The sequence below is a fragment of the Qipengyuania sp. YIM B01966 genome (genome assembly GCF_016461955.1).
Taxonomy (GTDB): domain Bacteria; phylum Pseudomonadota; class Alphaproteobacteria; order Sphingomonadales; family Sphingomonadaceae; genus QFOP01.
The window spans coordinates 49,811-72,500 of sequence record NZ_JADMNM010000008.1 but is presented as its reverse complement, the minus strand read 5'-3'; the positions used below and the strand labels follow the sequence as shown (position 1 = coordinate 72,500).

At 65.9% G+C, this 22,690-nt stretch carries 12 protein-coding genes, 1 tRNA gene and 2 rRNA genes (1 of these 15 only partly in view); 9 read left to right on the top strand and 6 right to left on the bottom strand.

Annotated elements, in window-relative coordinates:
* The 3 genes from ILT46_RS09850 to ILT46_RS09840 form a co-directional block, all read left to right on the top strand.
* Window positions 1–1,607: ribosomal RNA gene (locus ILT46_RS09850) — 23S ribosomal RNA — on the top strand; it begins 1,184 nt to the left of the window's first position.
* A gap of 118 nt (window positions 1,608–1,725) precedes the next feature.
* Window positions 1,726–1,840, top strand: a 5S ribosomal RNA gene (gene rrf / locus ILT46_RS09845).
* Between the two features lie 93 nt (window positions 1,841–1,933).
* A tRNA-Met gene (locus ILT46_RS09840) sits at window positions 1,934–2,010 on the top strand.
* A 61-nt stretch (window positions 2,011–2,071) separates the two neighbouring features.
* Here ILT46_RS09840 and ILT46_RS09835 read toward each other — a convergent pair.
* Together ILT46_RS09835 and ILT46_RS09830 are read right to left on the bottom strand one after the other, a co-directional pair.
* Window positions 2,072–3,628, bottom strand: a complete 1,557-nt coding sequence (locus ILT46_RS09835; protein ID WP_370592407.1) for a Y-family DNA polymerase — start codon at window positions 3,626–3,628, stop codon at window positions 2,072–2,074.
* On the bottom strand, window positions 3,546–4,274 hold the full coding sequence (locus ILT46_RS09830) for a recA-like protein (RefSeq protein ID WP_199504471.1): 729 nt from the start codon (window positions 4,272–4,274) through the stop codon (window positions 3,546–3,548). The genes ILT46_RS09835 and ILT46_RS09830 overlap by 83 nt, the downstream gene beginning before the upstream one ends.
* 35 nt (window positions 4,275–4,309) lie before the next feature.
* Between ILT46_RS09830 and ILT46_RS09825 the strand changes: the two genes are divergently transcribed.
* A complete protein-coding gene (locus tag ILT46_RS09825) occupies window positions 4,310–7,771 on the top strand; it encodes an error-prone DNA polymerase (RefSeq protein ID WP_370592406.1) in 3,462 nt (1,153 codons plus the stop codon).
* A gap of 113 nt (window positions 7,772–7,884) precedes the next feature.
* A complete protein-coding gene (locus tag ILT46_RS09820) occupies window positions 7,885–10,194 on the top strand; it encodes a CDC48 family AAA ATPase (RefSeq protein WP_199504513.1) in 2,310 nt (769 codons plus the stop codon).
* 27 nt (window positions 10,195–10,221) lie between these two features.
* On the opposite strand, the gene ILT46_RS09815 is transcribed toward ILT46_RS09820, so the two are convergent.
* The 3 genes from ILT46_RS09815 to polA are packed head-to-tail and all read right to left on the bottom strand — an operon-like array spanning window position 10,222 to window position 15,437.
* Window positions 10,222–11,259, bottom strand: a complete 1,038-nt coding sequence (locus tag ILT46_RS09815) for a mechanosensitive ion channel family protein (RefSeq protein WP_199504469.1) — start codon at window positions 11,257–11,259, stop codon at window positions 10,222–10,224.
* Window positions 11,260–11,307: 48 nt separating this feature from the next.
* Entirely contained in the window at window positions 11,308–12,537 is a 1,230-nt protein-coding gene (locus tag ILT46_RS09810) for a sensor histidine kinase (protein ID WP_199504468.1), read from the bottom strand.
* A gap of 59 nt (window positions 12,538–12,596) precedes the next feature.
* Window positions 12,597–15,437, bottom strand: coding sequence for a DNA polymerase I (gene polA, locus ILT46_RS09805; RefSeq protein ID WP_199504467.1), 2,841 nt, complete (start codon window positions 15,435–15,437; stop codon window positions 12,597–12,599).
* A gap of 207 nt (window positions 15,438–15,644) precedes the next feature.
* Between polA and ILT46_RS09800 the strand changes: the two genes are divergently transcribed.
* A complete protein-coding gene (locus ILT46_RS09800; protein WP_199504466.1) occupies window positions 15,645–15,950 on the top strand; it encodes a hypothetical protein in 306 nt (101 codons plus the stop codon).
* A gap of 79 nt (window positions 15,951–16,029) precedes the next feature.
* Here ILT46_RS09800 and ILT46_RS09795 read toward each other — a convergent pair whose 3' ends face one another.
* Window positions 16,030–17,034: a serine hydrolase gene (locus ILT46_RS09795; RefSeq protein WP_199504465.1), complete on the bottom strand. Its 1,005-nt coding sequence runs from the start codon at window positions 17,032–17,034 to the stop codon at window positions 16,030–16,032.
* Between the two features lie 175 nt (window positions 17,035–17,209).
* Between ILT46_RS09795 and ILT46_RS09790 the strand changes: the two genes are divergently transcribed.
* The 3 genes from ILT46_RS09790 to ILT46_RS09780 all read left to right on the top strand — a co-directional run bounded on the left by ILT46_RS09790 (window position 17,210) and on the right by ILT46_RS09780 (window position 22,682).
* Window positions 17,210–18,535, top strand: a complete 1,326-nt coding sequence (locus ILT46_RS09790) for a phosphotransferase (RefSeq protein ID WP_233397168.1) — start codon at window positions 17,210–17,212, stop codon at window positions 18,533–18,535.
* Window positions 18,535–19,821 (top strand): acyl-CoA dehydrogenase family protein, encoded by a 1,287-nt coding sequence (locus ILT46_RS09785; protein WP_199504463.1) that lies wholly within the window; start codon window positions 18,535–18,537, stop codon window positions 19,819–19,821. The genes ILT46_RS09790 and ILT46_RS09785 overlap by 1 nt, the downstream gene beginning before the upstream one ends.
* Window positions 19,822–19,928: 107 nt before the next feature.
* Window positions 19,929–22,682 (top strand): TonB-dependent receptor plug domain-containing protein, encoded by a 2,754-nt coding sequence (locus ILT46_RS09780; RefSeq protein WP_199504462.1) that lies wholly within the window; start codon window positions 19,929–19,931, stop codon window positions 22,680–22,682.
* The last annotated feature ends 8 nt before the right edge of the window (window positions 22,683–22,690 follow it).

Here is a 22,690-nt window from a genome sequence, read left to right as displayed (position 1 = left end):
ACCGAAGCTTAGGGTTCAGTCTTCGGACTGAGCGGTAGCGGAGCGTTCCGTAAGCGAGTGAAGGAGAAGGGTAACCGACTCTGGACGTATCGGAAGTGCGAATGCTGACATGAGTAGCGACAAAGAGGGTGAGATGCCCTCTCGCCGAAAGACCAAGGGTTCCTACGCAATGCTAATCAGCGTAGGGTGAGCCGGCCCCTAAGACGAGCCCGAAGGGGGTAGTCGATGGGAACCACGTTAATATTCGTGGGCCTGGAGATGTGTGACGGATCGCGTAAATTGTCCTTCCTTATTGGATTGGTTGGGCGGTGAAGCGGTTCCAGGAAATAGCCTCTCCATATAGACCGTACCCGAAACCGACACAGGTGGTCAGGTAGAGTATACCAAGGCGCTTGAGAGAAGTATCCTGAAGGAACTCGGCAAATTGCCTCCGTACCTTCGGAAGAAGGAGGCCCCGTTATTGCGCAAGCAGTAGCGGGGGGCACAGGCCAGGGGGTAGCGACTGTTTAGCAAAAACACAGCACTCTGCTAAGTCGGCTTCAAGACGACGTATAGGGTGTGACGCCTGCCCGGTGCTCGAAGGTTAAGAGGAGGAGTGCAAGCTCCGAATTGAAGCCCGAGTAAACGGCGGCCGTAACTATAACGGTCCTAAGGTAGCGAAATTCCTTGTCGGGTAAGTTCCGACCTGCACGAATGGCGTAACGACTTCCCCACTGTCTCCAGGATATGCTCAGCGAAATTGAATTCTCCGTGAAGATGCGGAGTACCCGCGGTTAGACGGAAAGACCCCGTGCACCTTTACTGCAGCTTCAGAGTGGCATTAGGAATAAACTGTGTAGCATAGGTGGGAGGCTTTGAAGCACCGGCGCCAGCTGGTGTGGAGCCATAGGTGAAATACCACCCTGTTTGTTTCTGATGTCTAACCACGCACCGTTAGCCGGTGTTGGGACCCTCTGTGGCGGGTAGTTTGACTGGGGCGGTCGCCTCCTAAAGAGTAACGGAGGCGCGCGATGGTAGGCTCAGGACGGTTGGAAACCGTCTGCAAGAGTGCAATGGCATAAGCCTGCCTGACTGCGAGACTGACGAGTCGAGCAGAGACGAAAGTCGGTCATAGTGATCCGGTGGTCCCTCGTGGAAGGGCCATCGCTCAACGGATAAAAGGTACGCCGGGGATAACAGGCTGATGATTCCCAAGAGCTCATATCGACGGAATCGTTTGGCACCTCGATGTCGGCTCATCACATCCTGGGGCTGGAGCAGGTCCCAAGGGTTTGGCTGTTCGCCAATTAAAGTGGTACGTGAGCTGGGTTCAGAACGTCGCGAGACAGTTTGGTCCCTATCTGCCGTGGGCGTCGATTGTTGAGAGGAGTTGCCCCTAGTACGAGAGGACCGGGGTGAACATGCCTCTGGTGTACCTGTCATCGCGCCAGCGGTGCCGCAGGGTAGCTATGCATGGACGGGATAACCGCTGAAAGCATCTAAGCGGGAAGCCTCCCTCAAGATAAGCAATCTTCGAACCGTCATAGACCATGACGTTGATAGGCCGGGTGTGGAAGTGCAGTAATGTATGGAGCTAACCGGTCCTAATAGTTCATATCGCGCTTGATGAATCCCACCATCAATGACAGCCCTGCCTTTGGCAGGCTCGTCCGGTGGAGGATTGTCCAGCCAGACGCTCATCGACAACAACAGCATCGATTTAACCCGCACACGCCGGCTTCATTGCTTGGTGGCCATAGCGCCTGTGACCCACCCGATCCCATCTCGAACTCGGACGTGAAACCAGGCAGCGCCGATGGTACTAACGCTCAAGCGTTGGAAGAGTAGGTCGCCGCCAGGCATTGCAGCCGGCGTGTGCGGGAACCCATTCACAAGTCTAAAGGGCTGATCCTCCGGGACAGCCCTTTCGGCGTCTCTGACGTCCGAACGGTGCCGCGGGGTGGAGCAGTCCGGTAGCTCGTCAGGCTCATAACCTGAAGGTCGTTGGTTCAAATCCAACCCCCGCAACCAGTTCTTAGCGCCCGCATCCGTCAGGATGGCGGGCTTTTTTGCGTCTGGCGCCGGCGGGTCCTCAGTGCTGCGTGATGCCGATGCCGTGGAGGAACCATTCGGGCGGCGTGCCGGTCTGGTCGTAGACATGGCCCTGCCGGTAGATCCAGTAATGCCCGCCATTGGCGGCCTGGGTGGCGTAATAGTCGCGTGGGCGCTCCCGCGAATGCTGGCGCCACCATTCCGGCCCGAGGCGCTCGGGGCCGCGTGCATAGGTCACCCGGTGGAGTTGCCCGCGCCAGCGAAAGCTTCGCGGCAGGCCTTCGGGCGTGGCGTAGATCACCGCGATCGCTTCAGGCCGGTCGAGTAGCTTAAGCGGGCGCAGGCGGACTGGTGGCGCGCTGGCGGATTGCGGAGCATTGCTGAGTGCCGCGGCCTCGCCTTGGCTGCGTTCGGGCAAATGGCTCGCCAGCGTGACCACCCGGTGGACCGCCCCGGTGCCCAGCCGCGTGATCACTCGGTCTAGACAGGCGGGGAGCGTGGTCCCTTCGCGTGGCGGTTCGTCCAGCCGCACCTGCGCCTGGCCGAGCGCCTCGGTCCAGGGTGCGACCAATTGGGCGCAATCGATCCCGAAACCCGCATCGATATCATCCAGCTTGCCCGCGAACAGCCGGACGATGTGGGCTGCGTCGCGATTGGGTGCGGCCAGTTCGAGGGTGCGCTCGCAGCTTTCGCCATCGACTCGGAACAATCGCAGGATCAGCCGCCGGGCGCCTTCGCGGCGCGTCTCGAGGAGTGCCTCCAGCTCCTGCGCCAGATCGTGCACGATCCGGTCGAGCAGACTGCGATGCAGCAACGGATCGGCGAGGCGGCGTTCGGCAAGGGCGACGGGTCTATCCACGACCGGGATCAGCGGTTCGGGCATCAGGCCGAGCAATTGGTCCAGCCGGGCCAGAGGATTGCCCGTCGGCGCGCGGTGATGGCGGAAACGGCGGGCGATCAGCTGGCGGTCAACCGCGACGAGGTCGCCGACGTGCTTGATCCCAAGCCGCTTGAGCACCAGCAGCACCGTTTCGTCGAGCCTCAGCGCGGCGACGGGCAAGGGCGCCAGCCATTCGGCCAGCACCGCGTCGGGCGGGCAGATGGCCGGCCCGGCCAGCGCATGATGGCTAAGCGCCCAGGCCGCCCCGCACGTGGGAGCAATGGCCGCGCGCGCCTGCAGGCCGTTGCTGTTCAGCCGGGCTGCCACATCGGCCAGCACCGCCGTTTCCCCGCCATGCAGATGGCTCGCCCCGGTAATGTCGACCAGCAGCCCGTCAGGTCCGTCAAGCGCGCTCCACGGGCCCCAGCGGCGTGCCCACAGGGCCAGCCGTTCGAGTAGCGCGCGATCACCCGCCGGATCGTGCGGGCAGGTCTGCAATTGCGGGCAGAGCGGCCGCATATCGGCCAACCGGGCGCCCACTTGCACCCCCGCCTCGGCGGCCGCACGGTTGACCGCCGCCACGCGCGGGCCGTGCGCGCTGTCCGCCGTCAGCGCGACGGGAAGCGTGGCCAGCTCAGCCGGCGCGGTTTGCTGCCAGCGGTCGATCGCCAGCGTAGGCAGCCAGATCGACAGCAGGCGGCGGTGCGGCATGGTCATGGCCGCGGCTCCAGCCGGTCGTGAAATTGCCGCGCCAGCTGCCGGGCGCGACATCGCGCGCGCGGAACAGGTCGGCCGCGAATTCCGCGCCCCCCGGGGCGCGTGCGTCCCACGGGTCGGGCGCGGACGGCATAGGGCCGACCCGCCAGCGGCGGCGCGCGGCGCTGAGTTCGGGCACGGCCTGGTGGCGCACCAGAAACAGCGGCACGCCGTGGCGTTCGCTGGCCACGGCCAGCCGGCGCGAGGCGGTGAAGTCGAGCGCGCGGGGATTGCCCTCAAGTTCGCCCAGCACGAAGGCAAGGTCGCGGCAGCGCAGCCCTTCTTCCAGCGCGAACAACGCGTCCTGGGGTTTGCGGGCGACAATGTGGATCATCCCCGCGCGCAAGCATGGAGGCAGGCCGGCGATGAATGGCCGCCCTTCGGCGCGGATCGAGGCCGTATCCTGCACCCACAGCCAATGCGCGCGCGCCGGCGGGCCGGGCATCAGCGCAAGACCGAGAGCAAAGCTGGCGGCTGCCCCGAAGCTGCCTTCTTGGGCAAAGATCTCCTGCTTGATTGCCCCGTCAGGCGGGGCCGGAAAGCCCCGCACCCCTGATGGGGCAGCGGGCAAGTGCGATGGCAGGAAAAGGGATGGCGACTCGCTCATGTTCCTATAATGTTCTTTTTGAGCGAGTCGGACAAGTGCCCCAAAACGATTCCATTCCCCGGCGTACTCTGGCCGGCCAGGGTCCGTTGCCTGACGGGCCGCGCAGCCGTGCGCCCTTTGTCGAGCTGGGCGTGGCGAGCTGTTTTTCCTTCCTCAAGGGCGCGTCCGACGCGGTCGATCTGGCGCGTACCGCGGCCGAGGCGGGGTATGACGCGCTGGGGATTGCCGACGTCAATTCGCTGGCCGGCGTGGTGCGGCTGCATACCGAATGCACCGCGCTGGGCCTCAGGCCGATCATTGGCTGCCGGCTGGAGACGGTCGAAGGCGCGGCCTTCCTCGCCTACCCGCGCGACCGGGCGGGTTATGGCCGCCTGTGCCGCCTGCTCAGCCAGGGCAAGATGCGCGATCTGGCCGAACAATGGCAGGCCAAGGGGGCCTGCGACATTTCGCTCGGCATGGTCGGCGAACTGGGCGAGGGGGTGCCGCTGGTGCTGATCCCGCCGGGCGATCCGGCCGAGCTGGAGGACGGCGGCAGCCTGCCGCTGGCAGGGCTCGTCGCCCAATTGCCGGGGCTGCGCTATGTCGCGGCCAGCTGGCTGTATCAGGCGGCCGATACTGCGCGGATCAACCGGCTCGACGCGCTGGCGCAGGCCGCCGGGCTGGGGCTGCTGGCAACCAATGATGTGCTCTATCACGCGCCGCACCGCCGCCCGCTGCAGGACGTGATGACCGCCATCCGGCACAAGACCACCGTCGCCAGAGCGGGCTTCCTGCTTAATCCCAATGCCGAACGCTATCTGAAGCCGCCGGGCGAGATGGTGCGCCTGTTCGCCGACTGGCCGCATGCGATCGCCAATGCCCGCGCGCTGGCAGATGAATGCACCTTCTCGCTGGACGAGCTGCGATACGAATATCCGCAGGAAACCTATCCCGACAATCGCACCCCGCAGCAACAGCTCGAGGTGCTGACCTGGGAGGGGGCCGCCGGGCGCTATCCCGACGGGCTGCCCCATGCGGTGCGCGAGACGCTGGAACGCGAGCTGGTGCTGATCGGCCGGATGGAACTGGCGCGCTATTTCCTGACCATCAAGGACATCATCGATTTCGCCCGCAGCCGAACCCCGCCGATCCTGTGCCAAGGGCGCGGCAGCGCGGCCAACAGCGCGGTCTGCTATGTGCTAGGTATTACCGCGGTTGATCCGGCGAAGCACGCGCTGCTGTTCGACCGGTTCATTTCCGAAGAGCGCAAGGAGCCGCCCGATATCGACGTCGATTTCGAGCATGAGCGGCGCGAGGAGGTGATCCAGTACATCTACGGCAAATATGGCCGCGAGCGTGCGGGCCTTGCCGCCACGGTCATCCACTACCGCCCGCGTATGGCCATCCGCGAGGTTGGCAAGGCGATGGGTCTATCCGAAGATACCACCGCCGCGCTGGCCCGTACGGTGTGGGGCAGCTGGGGCAAGGAAATCGGCGAGCGCCATGCGGGCGAGGCCGGGCTCGACATCCGCGATCCCTATCTGCGCCGCGTACTGAAGCTTGCCGAACAGATGATCGGGATGCCGCGCCATCTGTCGCAGCATGTCGGCGGTTTCATCCTGACCGAGGGGCCGCTGATCGAGACGGTGCCGATCGGCAATGGCGCGATGCCCGAGCGCAGCTTCATCGAATGGGACAAGGACGATATCGACGCGCTCGGCATCCTCAAGATCGACGTGCTGGCGCTGGGGATGCTCACCTGCATCCGCAAATGCCTGGCGCTGCTGGGCGCGCATCATGGCCGCGAACTGACGCTTGCCACCGTCCCCCGCGAAGATCCGGAGGTGTACCGGATGCTCCAGCAGGGTGACAGCCTGGGGGTGTTCCAGGTCGAAAGCCGGGCGCAGATGAACATGCTGCCCCGGCTGAAGCCGCGCGAATTCTATGATCTGGTGATCCAGGTGGCGATCGTCCGGCCGGGGCCGATCCAGGGCGACATGGTCCATCCCTATCTGAAACGGCGGCGCGGGGCCGAGGTGGTGGAAATCCCCGCGCCGGCACCGCGGCACGGCCCGCCCGACGAGTTGACCAGCATCCTCGCGCGCACGCTGGGGGTGCCGATCTTCCAGGAACAGGCGATGAAGATCGCGCTCGATGCGGCGAAATTCAGCCCTGCCGAAGCGAACCGGCTGCGCAAGGCGATGGCCACTTTCCGCAGCCGCGGCATGGTCGATGAACTGCAGGACATGATGGTCGAGCGGATGGTCGCGCGCGGCTACAACCGCGAATTTGCCGAACGCTGCTTCAACCAGATCAGGGGGTTTGGCGAATATGGCTTCCCCGAAAGCCATGCGGCCAGCTTTGCTCATCTGGTCTATGTGTCGAGCTGGCTCAAATGCCATTACCCGGCGGCATTTGCCTGCGCGCTGCTCAATTCGCAGCCGATGGGCTTTTACGCGCCCAGCCAGATCGTCCAGGATGCGCAGCGCCACAAGGTGCAGGTGCTGCCGGTCGATGCCAATTGGTCGCACTGGGACAATACGCTGGAAGGCGCGGCGCTGAGGCTCGGCTTTCGCCAGATCGATGGCCTGTCGGAAGCCGCCATCGCCCGGCTGATCGATGCGCGCGAGCGGGGCGGGCCGTTCACCTCGCTGGCCGAATTGCGGATGCGGGCCGGCATCTCGCCGGCGGTGATCGAGCGGTTGGCCGCGGCCGACGTGTTTCGCGGCATCGGCCTGCCCCGCCGGCAGGCACTGTGGGACGCGCGCAGCCTGATCCCCGGGCCGGAGCTGCCATTGTTCGCCGCCGCTGCGGTGCCCGATAATGGCCGCGATGCGGTGCCCGCCCTGCTCCCCGCGATGCCGCTGAGCGAGGAGGTGGTGGCCGATTACCAGACCCAGCGCCTGTCGCTGAAAGCGCATCCGATGGCCTTCCTGCGCGCCGAATATGGCGATCGCGGCTTCGTCCGCGCGAGGGAATTGCGCGACCGCGAATTCCGTTCGGCGGTGAAGGTGGCCGGCGTGGTGCTGATCCGCCAGCGGCCGGGCAGCGCCAAGGGGGTATGCTTCATCACGCTGGAGGATGAAACCGGCGTCGCCAATCTGGTCATCTGGCCCGACGTGATGGAACGGTTCCGCCGGACCGTGATGACCGCGCGCCTGCTCGAAGTGCGCGGGCGGGTCGAATATGATGACGAGGTGATCCATGTGATCGCGCACGATCTGGTCGACGGTTCCGCCCGGCTGGCGCAATTGTCGGACGACCGGCTGGAGCCGAGCTTTGCCCGCGCCGACCATGTCCGCAGCCCGCTGGGCGGGCGGTTTGCGCCCGATGCCCGCAATGTCGCCTGCGTCCCCACCGACGAACGCCCGTCGAGCCTGCGCCACCGCGCCGGCGCGCTGGGGCAGATCAATACCGGCGGCTCGCGCACCGAGAGTCTGACCTTCCCCGAAGCGCTGGAAGCCGGGCCCGATCCGCTGCACCGCCATCCGCGCGATGTCCGCCTGCTCGGCAAATAGGCGTGAACGCGGGAGCGCAATCGCGTGCCGACCATTATTGTTCTGCTGGCTGGAAAAGCGGCGCCCAGCGCCTAACTTGGCCATGAAAGAACATAAGCAGGAGCGTGATCAACATGGCCGATGTCGAAGCTGCGGTGGCAGACAGCAAGGAAGTGCGCCTGCAAGTTGCCGCAGCCCGCCAGGAGGAAAGCGGGCAGGGCATCGCCCGTATCCCGCGCTCGGCCTTCCAGGCACTCGGCATCACCGAAGGCGACCGGATCGAGATCGAGGGCAAGCGCGTCACCGCCGCCCTCGCCATGGCCGCCTATGACGAGGATCAGGCGCTCGATGTGATCCGGCTCGACGGGCTGCAGCGTGGGAATGCCGAGGTTGGCTCGGGCGAACATGTCCGCGTGCGCCGCGCCCAATCACGGCCCGCGACCCGGGTGGTGTTCGCCCCCGCCCAGCGCGAGATGCGGCTGCAGGGGCCGACCGAGGCGCTGAAGCGCAATTTCTTCGGCAAGCCGCTGGTCGCGGGCGATCTGGTCGCCACCACCGGCCAGCAGCCGGTTGACAACATTCCGCCCGAAGTGCGCCGGATGTTCAACGCGCCGGCCTATGCGCTGACGCAGATCCGCCTCAGCGTGGTCTCGACCACGCCCAAGGGCATCGTCCATATCGACGAGAATACCGAGGTCGAGCTGCGCGCCGAATATGAGGAGGCGAGCTCGGGCCGTGCGCTGGTCAATTATGACGATGTCGGCGGGATGGGCGACACTATCCAGCAATTGCGCGAGATGGTCGAACTGCCTTTGCGCTTTCCCGAACTGTTCACCCGGCTGGGCGTCGATCCGCCGCGCGGGGTGCTGCTGCACGGCCCGCCGGGCACCGGCAAGACCCGGTTGGCGCAGGCCGTGGCTAACGAGTCCGATGCCGAATTCTTCACCATCAATGGCCCTGAAATCATGGGCTCCGGCTATGGCGAGAGCGAAAAGCGATTGCGCGAAGTGTTCGAGCAGGCGGCCAAGGCGGCCCCGGCGATCATCTTCATCGACGAAATCGATTCGATCACGCCCAAGCGCAGCCAGGTGCCGGGCGAAGCCGAAAAGCGCCTGGTCGCCCAGCTCCTGACGCTGATGGACGGGCTGGAGGCACGCTCCAACCTCGTGGTCATCGCCGCGACCAATCGGCCCGATGCGCTCGACGAGGCGCTGCGCCGGCCCGGCCGGTTCGACCGCGAGATCGTGATCGGCGTGCCCGATGAAAACGGCCGGCGCGAAATCCTCGGCATTCATACGCGCGGGATGCCGCTGGGCGACAAGGTCGACCTCAAGGAACTGGCGCGGATGACCTACGGCTTTGTCGGGGCCGACCTTGCCGCGCTGACCCGCGAGGCTGCGATCGAGGCGGTGCGGCGGATCATGCCGAAACTCGACCTCGACGAACGGACCATCCCGCAAGACGTGCTCGACGAGCTGCAAGTGACGCGCGAGGATTTCCTCACCGCCGCCAAGCGCATTCAGCCATCCGCTATGCGCGAAGTGATGGTCGAAATGCCCGATATCGGCTGGGAGGATATTGGCGGCCTCGGCGAAGCGACCGGCAAGCTCAAGGAAGGGGTCGAACTGCCGCTCAAGAACCCCGAGGCCTTCCGCCGGCTTGGTATCCGCCCGGCCAAGGGGTTCCTGCTCTACGGCCCGCCCGGCACCGGTAAGACGCTGCTGGCCAAGGCTGTCGCCAAGGAGGCCGAGGCCAATTTCATCTCGATGAAAAGCTCGGACCTGCTCAGCAAATGGTATGGCGAGAGCGAGCAACAGATCGCGCGGATGTTCCAGCGCGCCCGCGCGGTGGCGCCGTGCGTGCTGTTCATCGACGAGATCGACAGCCTCGTTCCCGCGCGCGGCAGCGGGCAGGGCGAACCGCAAGTGACCGGACGGGTGGTCAACACCATCCTTGCCGAAATGGACGGGCTCGAAGAACTGCAATCGGTGGTGGTGATCGGTGCGACCAACCGGCCGACGCTGGTCGATCCGGCGCTGCTGCGGCCGGGGCGGTTTGACGAACTGGTCTATGTCGGCCCGCCCGATGCCGCCGGGCGCGAACATATTCTCGGCATTCACACGCGCAAGATGCCGCTGGCCAAAGATGTCGATCTGGCCAGGATCGCGGCCGAAACCGAACGCTTCACCGGCGCCGATCTGGAGGACGTGGTCCGCCGCGCGGGTCTCAACGCGATCCATCGCGGCGGCAGCGAGGTGACCGAGGTGACGGCGGCCGACTTTACCGCCGCGCTGGCGGATTCGCGCGCCACGGTGACGCCCAAGATGGCCGAGGAATATGAAAAGATGCGCGGCGAGTTGAAGGCGCGGGCGATGGAGGTGCGCCAGATCGGCTTTATCCAGGAAGGGATGGTCGCCCCGTCGCGCGAGCGCAAGCATTCCTGACGTCCGGCGCGCACTGTCGCTATGCAGTCAGGCGCTGGTCCGGTGGATCAGCGCCTCGGGCTGGGCATCGCGCAGCCAGCCGATCATGTGTTCGCGCACGGCGGCGCGCAAAGTGAACAGCTGGCTTATCGCGTGCGAACTCATCGCGATGCGTAATTCGACATAATCGCTCTTGGCGTCGGTCATGTGGACGCTGGCGGTGCGGCCGTCCCATTCGGGGCGCGTGGCGATATAGCGCTCGGCTTCCTTACGGATCGCCGCAATCTTTGCGACGGGATCGAGATAGAGGAATACCGCCCCGCTCAGCACCTCGTTCTTGCGTGACCAATTCTCGAAGGAACGGTCGATGAAAAAACTGGTCGGGACGACCACGGCGCGCTCGTCCCAGGTCCGGATCACGACATAGCTCATGCGGATGTCCTCGACCCGTCCGGTATGCCCGTCGACCACCACCTGGTCGCCGATGCGGACCGGTTCGGTCAGCGCCATCTGCAGGCCCGCAACCAGCGATTTCAGCGCCGGCTGGGCTGCTGCGCCCACCGCCAGTGCGGCGAGCCCGGCCGAGGCGACCAGCGTCACCCCGACTTCGCGCACACCGGGGATCCGGAGGAGCAAGAGCCCGGCCGTCACTACCACGATCGCCGCCGCTGCCGTGCGGGAAAAGATCGCGATCCGCGTATGCCGGCTGCGCAGCGCGGCCGGATCGTCGGCCAGTTGAGCCTGCCGCTCGAGCGCGATGGCCCCCGCGCGCACCAGATTGAGCGCAATCCACCCGACCAGCGCGGGGATTATGAAGGGGCCGGCCAGTTCGCGTGCCTGTTCCAGCAGCGGGGAGAGCGGGGCGGCGAGCGCGAACGCAAGTGCCAGCATCAGCAGCAGCGCCGGCTGCCGGATGCGGTCTAGCGCGAGGTCGTCGGCGTCGCTCGCCGAGAGGCGCGCAAGCCGGCCGAGCACGGCAAACAGAATCCTGTGCGCCACTCCACCCAGCGCAAGCGCGAGTGCGACGCCCCCGGCAGCCCTGAGCATTTCGTCCAGCGAGAGATGGGGCAGGATGTCGAGCGGCATGGGTATGGGCGGCTTAGGAAAAGTGCCGGGGCGTGGCAATGGCGCCGCTCAGCTGGCCAGCGGGAAGGCGATATCGACTTCGACACCCTCGGGGGTGAAGCGCCGCTCTACGGTGCCGCGCAACTGCCGGGCCGCACTGGTCATCATCAGGCTGCCGAACCCCTGCCGTTCGGGCTCCGCAGGAAGGCCGGGGCATTCCTCGCGCCAGGTAAGCGCAAGCATGCCGTTCTCGACCTGCCAGTCGACCGCCAGCGCGCGCCCCTTGGCCCAGCATCCATATTTGACCGCATTGGTCGCCAACTCGTGGAGCACCAAACCCAGCGGCGTGATCTGCTGGTTGGTCAGCGTAACCTCCGGACCGCTGAGGGCAGCGCGCGCTGTGGCCGAGCGGTAGGGGGCGAGCGTCTTGTCGAGCAAGGCACCGAGAGAGGCGACCTGTTTGGCGCCGGTAGCCTGGGTTACCTCGTGCGCATTGAGCAGCGCGTGAATCCGCTCAGCGATGGCCTCCACGGTCGGCTTTGCCTCGGGCTTGTCGCGGGCGCTCATGCGAACGATGGCAAGGATCACCGCGAAGAGGTTCTTGACCCGGTGATTGAGCTCGCGGGCAAGCAGATCGGCGCGGTCGCGCGCCTCCTCCAATTCGGCAGCATGGGCTGCTGCAGCCTCCGCCCCCGCAGTACGCACGATCATCAGGAAGCCGAAGACCATCGCCACGACGATCAACAGGCTGACTGCGGCAAGCAGGGGTAGCAGCATGTCCTCCGCACCGTCGGCGTCGGCGATCGCGCTGTCGAGCACGTCGTTCTCGATTCGCTCCAACCGGGCGACCGCATCGCGCAGGCGAACCATCGCAGCCTGCCCTTCGTCGGTCAGCAGGCCGCGTTGCGCCTCCATCAGACGGCCATCGCGCACCAGCGCGACGCTCGCGTCGAGATCGGCAAACTTGCGTCCCCCTTCGCGTTCGATCCGGTCAAGCAGTGCGCGCTGCTCTTCGGTAGCTACCGGCCGCAGATGGTTGCGCAGCCGCGTGACCGCCGGGCCGAATTGCTGGCGGCCGATGTGGAACGGTTCGAGATAGGCGCGGTCGAGCGTCAGCATATATCCGCGCTGTCCGGTTTCCGCATTGATCGCGGCCTGACTGATGGTGCGCAATTCCGTGAGGATCGCGATGGTGCGATCGACCTGCGCGCGTTCGCTGCGCTCTGCCTCGACGGTGCGGAAGATCAGGATCATCGCGACCGCCAGCGACGCGGCGATGGTGAGCAGCGTTGCGCCCATCAACCACAGGGTCCGGCGCCGGGCGGGGGCGCTGCTCTGGGCAGATTGCGGCAGCCCGCTCAATGCGCGGCGCCCCAGCTGGCTCCGGTGCCGATATCGATACCGAGCGGCACGTCGAGCGTGACGGCCGGCAATGCCGCGCCAGCCATGACCTGTTCGATCACCGGCGTGGCAGCGGCAACATCGCCTTCGGGCAATTCGAACACCAGTTCGTCATGCACCTGAAGCAGCATTCGCACGTGGCGCAATCCGGCTTCGGCGAGGGCAGGGCCCATCCGCGCCATGGCCCGCTTGATGATGTCAGCGCTGGTGCCCTGGATCGGGGCGTTGATTGCCGCGCGTTCGCTGCCTGCGCGTTCGTTGGGGTTCTTCGAATTGATCCGCGGAAACCACGTCTTGCGGCCGAACAAAGTCTCCGAATAGCCACGCGCGCGCACGCTTTCGAGCGTCGCATGGATATAATGCTGGATGCCGGGAAAGCGCTGGAAATAGGTGTCGATGATCGCCTGCGCCTCGTCTGCCTCGATCCCCAGCCGCCCGCCCAGACCCCAGCGGCTGATGCCGTAGAGGATCGCAAAATTGACCGTCTTGGCGCGCGCCCGCGTGTCGCGGTCGACCAGGCCGAACATCTCCATCGCGGTGCGCGCGTGGATGTCCTCGCCGCTGGCGAAAGCCTCTTTCAGCTGCGGCACATCGGCCATGTGCGCGGCGAGGCGCAGTTCGATCTGCGAATAGTCGGCGGCGAGCAGGACATTGCCCGGCTCGGCCACAAAGGCGTCGCGGATCTGGCGCCCGATTTCGGTGCGGATGGGGATGTTCTGCAGGTTGGGATCGGTCGAGGACAGCCGCCCGGTCTGCGCGCCGACCAGGCTGTAGCTGGTGTGGACGCGCCCCGTCGCGGGGTTGATCGCCGCCTGCAACGCATCGGTATAGGTCGATTTGAGTTTCGACAGCTGGCGCCATTCGAGCACCTTGGTCGCGACCTCGGCCCCTTGCGCGGCGAGCCCTTCGAGGATCGCCTGATCGGTCGAATATTGGCCGCTCTTGCCCTTGCGCCCGCCCTTGTAGCCGAGCTTGTCGAAGAGCACGTCGCCCAATTGCTTGGGGCTGCCGATGGTGAATTCGACCCCGCAGCAATCCCACACCTCGCGCTCGATGCGGGTTATTTCGCGGGCGAATTCGTCGGACAGGCTGCCGAGCCGCGCCCGGTCGACCTTGATGCCGTGGCGCTCCATCTGGGCGACCACCGGGATCAATGGCCGGTCGACGCGCTGATAGACCCGCGTGCCGCCCTCATCGGCCAGCCGCGGAGCGAGCACCCGGTGCAACCGCCAGGTCACTTCGGCATCCTCGGCGGCATATTCGGTCGCGCGGTCGAGCGGCACCTCGCCGAACGCGATCGCCTTCCTGCCGCTGCCGCAGATATCCTTGAAGGTCAGCGTGGTATGGCCAAGATGCCGCTCGCTCAGCTCGTCCATCCCGTGTCCGCCGCCGATCCCCTCGAGGCTGCGGCCGGCATCGAGCGCGAAGCTGATGATCATCGTGTCATCGACCGGGGCGAGGGTCACGCCGTGCCGGGCGAGGATGTTGATGTCGTATTTGATGTTCTGCCCGATCTTGAGCACCTCGTCCGCTTCGAGCAGCGGGCGTAGTATTTCGAGCGCGCGGTCCAGCGACAGTTGCGGCGGGCGTTCGGATAAGAGGTCGCTGCCGCCATGGCCGAACGGGATGTAGCAGGCATCGCCCGGGCCGAGCGCGAGGCTGATCCCGGTCAGCTCCGCCCGCATGGCGTCGAGCGCGCTGGTCTCGGTATCGATCGCCACTCGCCGCGCGGCAAAGGCCCGCGCGCTCCAGTGGAGTAGGCGATCCTCGTCGGTCACAGTCTCGTACACGCTGCGATCGACTGGCGGCATATCGGGGAGGGGCTGGCGGTTGCCGCCGGGACCGGCCGGCGCGCCGGGGGTACCGTGCTTCACCGGGTTGAGGTCGGTGCGCCGCTCCGGGCTGCCATTGCCCGCTTCCAGCCGCTTGAGCAGGCTGGTGAAGCCATGGCGGGTGAGGAAACCGGCGAGCGGCTCGGGTGGCACGCCATCCAGCTTCATGTCGGCGAGCGGGACGGGCAGGTCGCAATCTTCCTTGAGCTGGACCAGTTCGCGGCTGAGCAGCGCCATTTCGCGCCCTTCGATCAGTCTGTCGCGCAGCTTGGAGGGCTTCATCGCTTCGGCCGCATCGAGCGCCGCAACGAGCGAGCCATGATCCTGGATCAGCTTGCTGGCGGTTTTGGGGCCGATGCCGTAAATGCCCGGCACATTATCGACGCTGTCGCCCATCAGCGCCAGCACATCGCCCACCAGATCGGGTTCGACCCCGAACTTCTCGACGACCTCGGGGATGCCGATGCGCTGGTTTTTCATCGTGTCGAGCATATCGATGCAGCCGCCGCCTTCACTGCAGCGGCCGACCAGCTGCATCAGATCCTTGTCGGAACTGACGATGGTCACATCCCAGCCGATCCGCGTCGCCTCGCGGGCATAAGACGCGATCAGATCGTCCGCCTCGAGATTGTCTTCCTCGATACAGGGCAGGCTGAAGGCGCGGGTGGCATCGCGGATCAGCGGGAATTGCGGCACCAGATCGGCCGGCGGTTCGGGCCGGTTGGCCTTGTACTGATCGTATAGCGCGTTGCGGAAGCTGGTTGCTCCCTTGTCGAGAATCACCGCCAGATGCGTCGGCCCGTCGGCCTGGTCGAGATCGTCGGCCAGCTTCCACAGCATGGTGGTATAGCCATAGACCGCCCCGACCGGGGTACCCTCGGGGTTAGTGAGCGGCGGAAGGCGGTGATAGGCGCGGAAGATATAGGCCGAACCGTCCACCAGATAGAGATGCTGCTTGTCTGCCATTGACCGCCTGCTAGCAGGCTGGACCGCCCCGGTCATGCGCGTTAACCGCCTGATTGGACAGATTAAGGTAAAAATGTGGCGGAACGGGTCGCAATTCGCTTGCGCTGCCACAAAGCTGCCACTATTTAGCCATCAGAAGCCCACCTTTGGGGTTTCGCGTAGCGGGCTACGGTCCGCTGCGGATCTCTGATCGAGGACACATATATTATGCGTAAGATCGTTCTTGCCGCTGCCGCCGCTGCCAGCGCCCTGACCCTCGCCGCTTGCTCGGAGCAGACCGAAAACGCTGCTGCCGAAACCGCTGAATCGGCTGCTGCCGACACCGAAGCGAACGCCGAAGCTGCTGGCGCTGCGGTTGAAGAAGCTGCCACCGACACCGCCGTTGCGGTTGAGAACGCTGCCGACGCCACCGCGACTGCCGCCGCCAACGCTGGCGACGCTGCTCAGGCCGGTGCGGCCGCTGCCGAAGCCGAACTGCAGAACGAAACGAAGGCCGAAGCCAAGGCTGACTAATCCTCAGCTTGCGTTAGTTACAAAAGAGGGGCGGTACCGCGAGGTGCCGCCCCTTTTTGTTGGGAAGCGGGCGGCGACCTTACTGGCTGGCGCGGACCCAAGCGGCGCCGGTGCCGCTGAAGGTCGAATAGCCGTCATAGATGCCGCGGGCAATTTCGGCGATGCGGCGTTCGCGGTTGAGCCGCGTGCCCTGCCCGGTAACATAGATTGCCACCGCGATCGGCCGCCCGTCGGCCAGCCGGAAGATGCCGATGTCGCTCGACGTGTTGTTGAGCGATCCGGTCTTGTGCTGGACCCGCGCGGTGAGCGGCAGCAGGGCCGGGATGCGGCGCGTACCGGTCTTGCAGCGCTCCATCGCGTCGAGGATCACCTGCCGGCTGCGGGCCGACAGGAAGCGTCCCTGGTGCAGCCCGGCCAGCAATTGCGCCATCGCCATCGGCGTTGCGCTGTCGCGAATATCGATCCGGTTGGCAGGATCGACCTCGCCATCGTCACGCACCAGGGTGGCAATATCGCGGGTCAGCGTGAAATCGGTGATCCCGTTGCGCCGCGCCCAGTCATTGACTGCCGCCGGACCGCCGACCGCGGCCAGCAGCGCATCGGTAGCAGGGTTGGAGCTGCGGGTGATCATCAGGTCGATAAGGTCGTAAGCGGTCATGTACGAGCCCGGCCGCACCGGCGCCCGCGCGCTCGAAAAACGCGGCGACTGGACCGGGATGAGCAGCGGAAATTCGCTCGACAGCGTCCAGCGGCCCTGTTCGACCCCTTCCATGAAGGTCGCGGCGATGGCGATCTTGCTGGTGCTGGCCATCGGGAAGCGCTGATCGCCGAGGATCGAGATCATCTGCCCCGAAGTAAGGTCGATCGCGGCCACGCCGATCCGCCCCTGATCGCCGGCGGCGAGCATCGCCACCCGCTGCGCCAGAGGTGTATCGTAACGCGCGGTCAGATCGCGCGGCGCGCGCAATTCGCTCCCCAGCACGTTGTCGAAATGCGATTCGACGCTCTGCGCGTGCGCGGGGGCAATGCTCGCCGCGCCGAGTGCCAATGCGGCGGTCAGCCGCCCGATCAGTCCCCGTTTCATTACCCCGATCTATCCCAAGCTTGCTTGCCCCTTGGTTAACTCGGGCGGCCGCGGCGGCAAGCGGCCAAGCGACAGGCCGTGGCGCAGCTTCGATATACGGGAAAATCCGGGGGGGCCGCTTGCCCGCCCGTGCCGGGCAGGGCAGCATCGCGATCGAGCAGGGCAGGGGATGGCAATGGCTGCACAGCTGAGCGCGCTTCTGAGGCCGATGCTGGCCCGGTTAGGTCTGCCGCCGGCCAGCGCCGTCACCCGGCTCACCGGCGGGGCGACGATGGAAAGCTGGTGCATCAGCTCCGGCGGCGCGGATTACGTGCTGCGCCGCGCGCCGTCGCCCGCCTTCATGGCCGGCCGTCCGTTCGGCCATGCGGAGGAGGCTGCGATCATCCGCGCCGCGCGTGCGGGCGGGGTGTGCGCGCCCGAAATCATCGGCGTCCTGGAAGACAGCGACGCCCTCGGCAGCGGTTTCCTGATGCGCGCTTTGCCCGGCACCGCCGATCCGGGCTCTATTCTCGGCACAGCGGACGGGCCGGCGCTGCTGGCTGAATGTGCCGGGCAGTTGGCGCGGATTCATGCGCTCTCCCCCGCCGCTCTGCCGGAAGCGGTCCCAACGCTGGATTACCGCGCGGGAGTCGCCGAGCTGGTGCGTCAGTTCGAGGCGACGGGCGGCGACCGGCCCATCATCGCACTGGGCCTTCGCTGGCTGCGGGATAATTGCCCGCCGCCGGCCGAGCCGGTGCTGAACCACGGCGATTTCCGATTGGGCAATCTGCTGGTCGATGATGGCCGGCTGACGGGCGTGCTCGATTGGGAGCTGGCCCATCTCGGCGACTGGCACGAGGACCTTGCGTTCGGCTGCATGGCCGTCTGGAGGTTCGCCCGCTATGACCGCCCGGCGCTGGGGCTGGGGGCGCTGGACGATTATTTTGCCGCCTACGACGCCGCCGGCGGGCGCACGGTGGATCTTGGGCGGTTCCGCTTCTGGAGCGTCTATCGCACTGTCTGGTGGGCGCTTGGCTGCCTGAGGCAGGCGCAGGTCTGGCGCGACGGGCAGGACCGGATGCTCGAACGCGTGGTCATCTCGCGCCGGACGAGCGAGAATGAGCTCGATTTGCTGATGCTGCTCGATGGCGAATTGGCGCCCGGTATCGCGCCGCCGCCGGCCAAGGCAGCCGCCGCGGAAACGGGCGAAGCGAGCGCAGCCGAACTGGCCGAGGCTGTGGGCGAATGGCTCGCCAGCCTGAAGGACAAAGTCAGCGGGCATGACCGGTTCCAGCTCGCCGTCGCCCGCAATGCGCTGGGCATGGCGGCGCGCGAGCATCGCATCGCCCCTAACGTGCGCGACCGGGCGCTCGCCGATGCGTTGCTGGCGGGACGCAGCGATGACGCCGCCGGCACCGCCATCGCGCAGCTGCGCCGCGATGCGCTGGACAAGCTCGCGGCCGACGTGCCCAAATATCCCGCCCTCGCCGCGGCGCGGGCGCTGTGGGAAGGAGAAGACTGATGGATTTCACCGTCCCCGCTGATCTCGAAGCCTATTACGCCGAACTGGTCCGCTTCATCGAGGCCGAGATCGTCCCGCTCGAACAGGCGGATGACAACATACGCTTCTTCGACCATCGCCGGGAACATTCCCGCACCGATTGGGAGCGCGGCGGCCTTCCCCGCGCCGAGTGGGAGGCGCTGTTGCGCGAAGCCAGCCGACGCGCCGACGCCGCGGGCCACTGGCGCTTTTCCGCGCCCAAGAAATATGGCGGGCAGGACGGGTCAAACCTGTGGATGGCGGTGATCCGCGACCGCTTCGCCCAGCGCGGGCTGGGCCTCCACAACGATCTCCAGAACGAACATTCGATCGTCGGCAATTTCCCCTTCGTGGCGATGTTCGAAACCTTTGGCACGGCCGAACAGCAGGAGGAGTTCATCGCCGGCGGCTTTGCGCGGGAAAGGCGGGTGGCGTTCGGCCTGACCGAACCCGATCACGGCAGCGACGCGACGCATATTGAAACGCGCGCAGTGCCCGAAACACGCGACGGCGTGGCCGGCTGGCGGATCGTTGGCGAAAAGATGTGGATCACCGGGATGCACCACGCGACGCATTGCGCGGTGTTCGCCCGCACCAGCGGTGCGGCGGGCGATGCGCGCGGGATCACCTGCCTGCTGGTGCCCAATCCCACGCCCGGCCTCGAGATCGAGGAATGGCTGTGGACCTTCAATATGCCGACCGACCATCCGCGCCTGTCGCTGACGAACGTCTGGGTGCCAACCAGCGCGATGCTGGGTGAGGAAGGGCGCGGGCTCGCTTTGGCGCAGAGCTTCGTCCACCAGAACCGCGTCCGCCAGGCCGCCAGCAGCCTCGGCGCGGCGACCTATTGTATCGAGGAAAGCGTGCGCTACGCCCGGCAGCGGAAGCCCTTTGGCGAGGAACTCGCGCGCAACCAGGCGATCCAGTTCCCGCTGGTCGAACTCGCCACCCAATGCGAGATGCTGCGCCTGCTGATCTACAAAACCGCGTGGGAGATGGATCGCCTGCCCCACGAGGACATCGAACGGACGATCTCCGACAAGGTCAGCATGTGCAACTACTGGGCGAACCGGCTGGTCTGCGAAGCGGCCGACCGAGCGATGCAGGTCCATGGCGGGATCGGCTATTCGCGGCATAAGCCGTTCGAACATATCTACCGCCACCACCGCCGCTACCGCATTACCGAAGGAGCCGAGGAGATCCAGATGCGGAAGGTCGGCGCCTATCTGTTCGGTTATTTAGGACCGCGGAGGGGGCTGTTCGCGTAACAACCTGTGCGTTGCAGCACCGTCACAGTTAAGAAACATTCGTGTCGTCCCGGCTGTTCATGTCGCGGCAAGGTGCTAGTCATCCCTCGACAGAGGGAGAACCGCCGATGACCGCCGCCCGCCGCTTCAGCCTGCTCGCTACCCTTTCGCCGCTCGCGCTGGCTGTGCCGGCCCATGCGCAGGACACGTCTGAGACGGCGCAGGACCAGCCGACCATCATCGTCACCGGAACCCGCGCCAGTGCCCGGACGGTGGAAGATTCGCCGGTGCCGGTCGACGTGCTGAGCGCCGATGCGATCCAGAATGGCGGGCAGGTCGAAACCAACCGCGTGCTCAATCGGCTAGTGCCAAGCTTCAACTTCCCGCAACCGGCGATCGCCGACGGGTCCGATGCGCTGCGCCCGGCGACCTTGCGCGGGCTCGCGCCCGATCAGACGCTGGTGCTGGTCAATGGCAAGCGGCGCCATGTCTCGGCGCTGCTCAACATCAACGGCACGGTCGGGCGCGGCTCGGCGGCGGTCGATATGAACTCGATCCCCGCGCTGGCGATCGACCGGATCGAGGTGCTGCGCGACGGCGCCTCGTCGCAATATGGGTCGGACGCGATCGCCGGGGTGATCAACATCCGCCTCAAGGCTGCGGGCGAAGGCGGGCGGGCCAGCGCGTCCTATGGCCGCTATCACACGACCATAAACGATGTGGCCGAAATTGCCGGCCTGCAATTGGTCGGCGGGCAGCCGGTGCTCGACCCGGCGGACGGCCGCTATCTCGCCGCAACCAGCACTGGCGAGCGCAAGGCGCGCGACGGCGAAAGCTATGCGGTGGCGGCCAATGTCGGCCTGCCCTTTTTCGGCAGCAGCGGTGGCTATCTCAACCTGACCGGCGAATATCGCCATCGCGGTTATACCAACCGCCAGGGCTATGATCTCAGGCCCAATTACATCCGCCCGACCAGCACGACGTTCGACCCGCGCGAGGCGAGCTTCGACCGGCTGCAATTCCGCTTCGGCGATCCGCAGGCGGACGATTTCATCCTGTTCGCCAATGCCGGAATCCCGCTGGGCGAGGCGGCGGAACTGTATGCCTTTGCCAGCTTCAACCAGCGCGATTCAATCTCGGCGGCCAATTACCGCCAGGCCAATGCGGCGGCCAATCGCGACTTTTCCGTGCTGGCGCCCAACCAATCGCCCAGCAACGCCAATTTCGTCGGGCTGACGCCGGACGGTTTCCTGCCGTTCATCCAGTCGGACCTGACCGACCGCGCTGCGACCATTGGCGTGCGAACCGAATTGGGCGGCTGGCGCGGCGATCTGTCGCTGAGCTGGGGCAAGAACACTTTCGACTATCGGGTGGAAAACTCGCTCAACACCAGCTTCGGCCCGCAATCGCAGCGCGCGTTCGATGCCGGCGGGCTGGGCTACCGGCAGTGGATCGCCAATCTCGACCTCAGCCATGAATACGAAGTCGGCTTTGCCGCGCCGCTGACCGTGGCGGTGGGGGCGGAATACCGCTCCGAAAACTTCACCATCCGCCCGGGCGATCTGCAATCCTATGCCATCGGGCCGTATTTCCGCGCCTCCTTTGCGACCACGGCCGTCAATTGCGCGGCCCAGACCGGCGTGTTCAATGCAACCAGCGGGATCTGCTCGTTCCCCGGCCGCACGGCGGGCGCGGGCGCGCAAGGTTTCCCCGGCATTCCGGCGGGCAGCGCGACGGATGAAGGCCGGCACAATGTCGCGGCCTATATCGAGTTCGATACCGAACCTTTCGCAGGCCTGACCACCACGCTGGCCGGCCGGTACGAGAATTATTCGGATTTCGGCAGCACGGTGACGGGCAAGTTTGCCGCGCGGTTCGAACTGACGCCCGGGTTCGCGGTGCGCGGCTCGGTCTCGAACGGGTTCCGCGCGCCGTCGCTGCACCAGCAATATTTCACCACCACCTCGACCAATTTCATCGGCGGGGTGCCGGTCGATATCAGCACGCTGGCGGTTGGCAGCCCGGTCGCGCGCGCGCTCGGCTCGCAGGATCTGCGCCCGGAAAAAAGCTTCAACCTGTCGGCCGGGTTCACTGCCAGCCCGCTCAATGGCCTGACGCTGACGGTCGATTATTACAATATCCGCATCAACGACCGGATCGTGCTGACCGAAAATCTCGGCGCGGCGGGCAGCGGCACGGCGGCGGTCAACGCCGCGGTCAAGGCGGTGCTCGACGCCGGCGGGTTCAATTCGGTCGGCGCGGCGCGGTTCTTCGTCAACGGCCTCGACACCCGCACGCAAGGGGTCGATGCGGTGCTCAACTGGCGGTTGCCGGTGGAAGGCGTTGGCCGCTGGAACCTGACTGCAGCATATAATTATAACGACCAGCAGATCCTCGAACGCAAGAACGAGCTGGGGCCCCTGGCGACCATCCCCGGCCTGATCCTGTTCGGCCGGGTCGAAGGGCTGCGCTTTACCGAAGGGCAACCGCGCGACAAAGTGGTCCTCAGCCTCGATGGCGATGTCGGGATGTTCGGGATTACGGCACGCACCACGCGTTTTGGCAAGGTCACCTCGCCCGGTTCGGCCAATCCGATCGCCGCGCCGACCAGCCTCACTGATTACGGGCCGGACGATATCTTCTTGCGGCCCAAATGGATCACCGACCTCGAGCTGCGGCTGAACCTTGCCGAGCGCCTCAGCATCGCGCTGGGGGCAGATAATGTGTTCGACATCTATCCTGACCGTTCGCCCTACGGTCCACGCCCGGCGACGATCGGTGGGCTCTACCCGGCGAACCAGCAATATATCCCGTTCTCGATCTTCTCGCCCTTCGGCTTCAACGGGCGGTATCTCTACGGCCGGGTCAGCCTCGACTTCTAAAGGCTCGG

Excerpts from the sequence above, each read along its gene's own strand:
- polA (WP_199504467.1), bottom strand. The coding sequence starts at position 15,437 with ATGGCAGACAAGCAGCATCTCTATCTGGTGGACGGTTCGGCCTATATC.
- ILT46_RS09790 (WP_233397168.1), top strand. The coding sequence starts at position 17,210 with ATGGCTGCACAGCTGAGCGCGCTTCTGAGGCCGATGCTGGCCCGGTTA.
- ILT46_RS09815 (WP_199504469.1), bottom strand. The coding sequence starts at position 11,259 with ATGCCGCTCGACATCCTGCCCCATCTCTCGCTGGACGAAATGCTCAGG.
- ILT46_RS09795 (WP_199504465.1), bottom strand. The coding sequence starts at position 17,034 with ATGAAACGGGGACTGATCGGGCGGCTGACCGCCGCATTGGCACTCGGC.
- ILT46_RS09800 (WP_199504466.1), top strand. The coding sequence starts at position 15,645 with ATGCGTAAGATCGTTCTTGCCGCTGCCGCCGCTGCCAGCGCCCTGACC.
- ILT46_RS09785 (WP_199504463.1), top strand. The coding sequence starts at position 18,535 with ATGGATTTCACCGTCCCCGCTGATCTCGAAGCCTATTACGCCGAACTG.
- ILT46_RS09780 (WP_199504462.1), top strand. The coding sequence starts at position 19,929 with ATGACCGCCGCCCGCCGCTTCAGCCTGCTCGCTACCCTTTCGCCGCTC.
- ILT46_RS09820 (WP_199504513.1), top strand. The coding sequence starts at position 7,885 with ATGGCCGATGTCGAAGCTGCGGTGGCAGACAGCAAGGAAGTGCGCCTG.
- ILT46_RS09835 (WP_370592407.1), bottom strand. The coding sequence starts at position 3,628 with ATGACCATGCCGCACCGCCGCCTGCTGTCGATCTGGCTGCCTACGCTG.
- ILT46_RS09830 (WP_199504471.1), bottom strand. The coding sequence starts at position 4,274 with ATGAGCGAGTCGCCATCCCTTTTCCTGCCATCGCACTTGCCCGCTGCC.
- ILT46_RS09810 (WP_199504468.1), bottom strand. The coding sequence starts at position 12,537 with ATGGGCGCAACGCTGCTCACCATCGCCGCGTCGCTGGCGGTCGCGATG.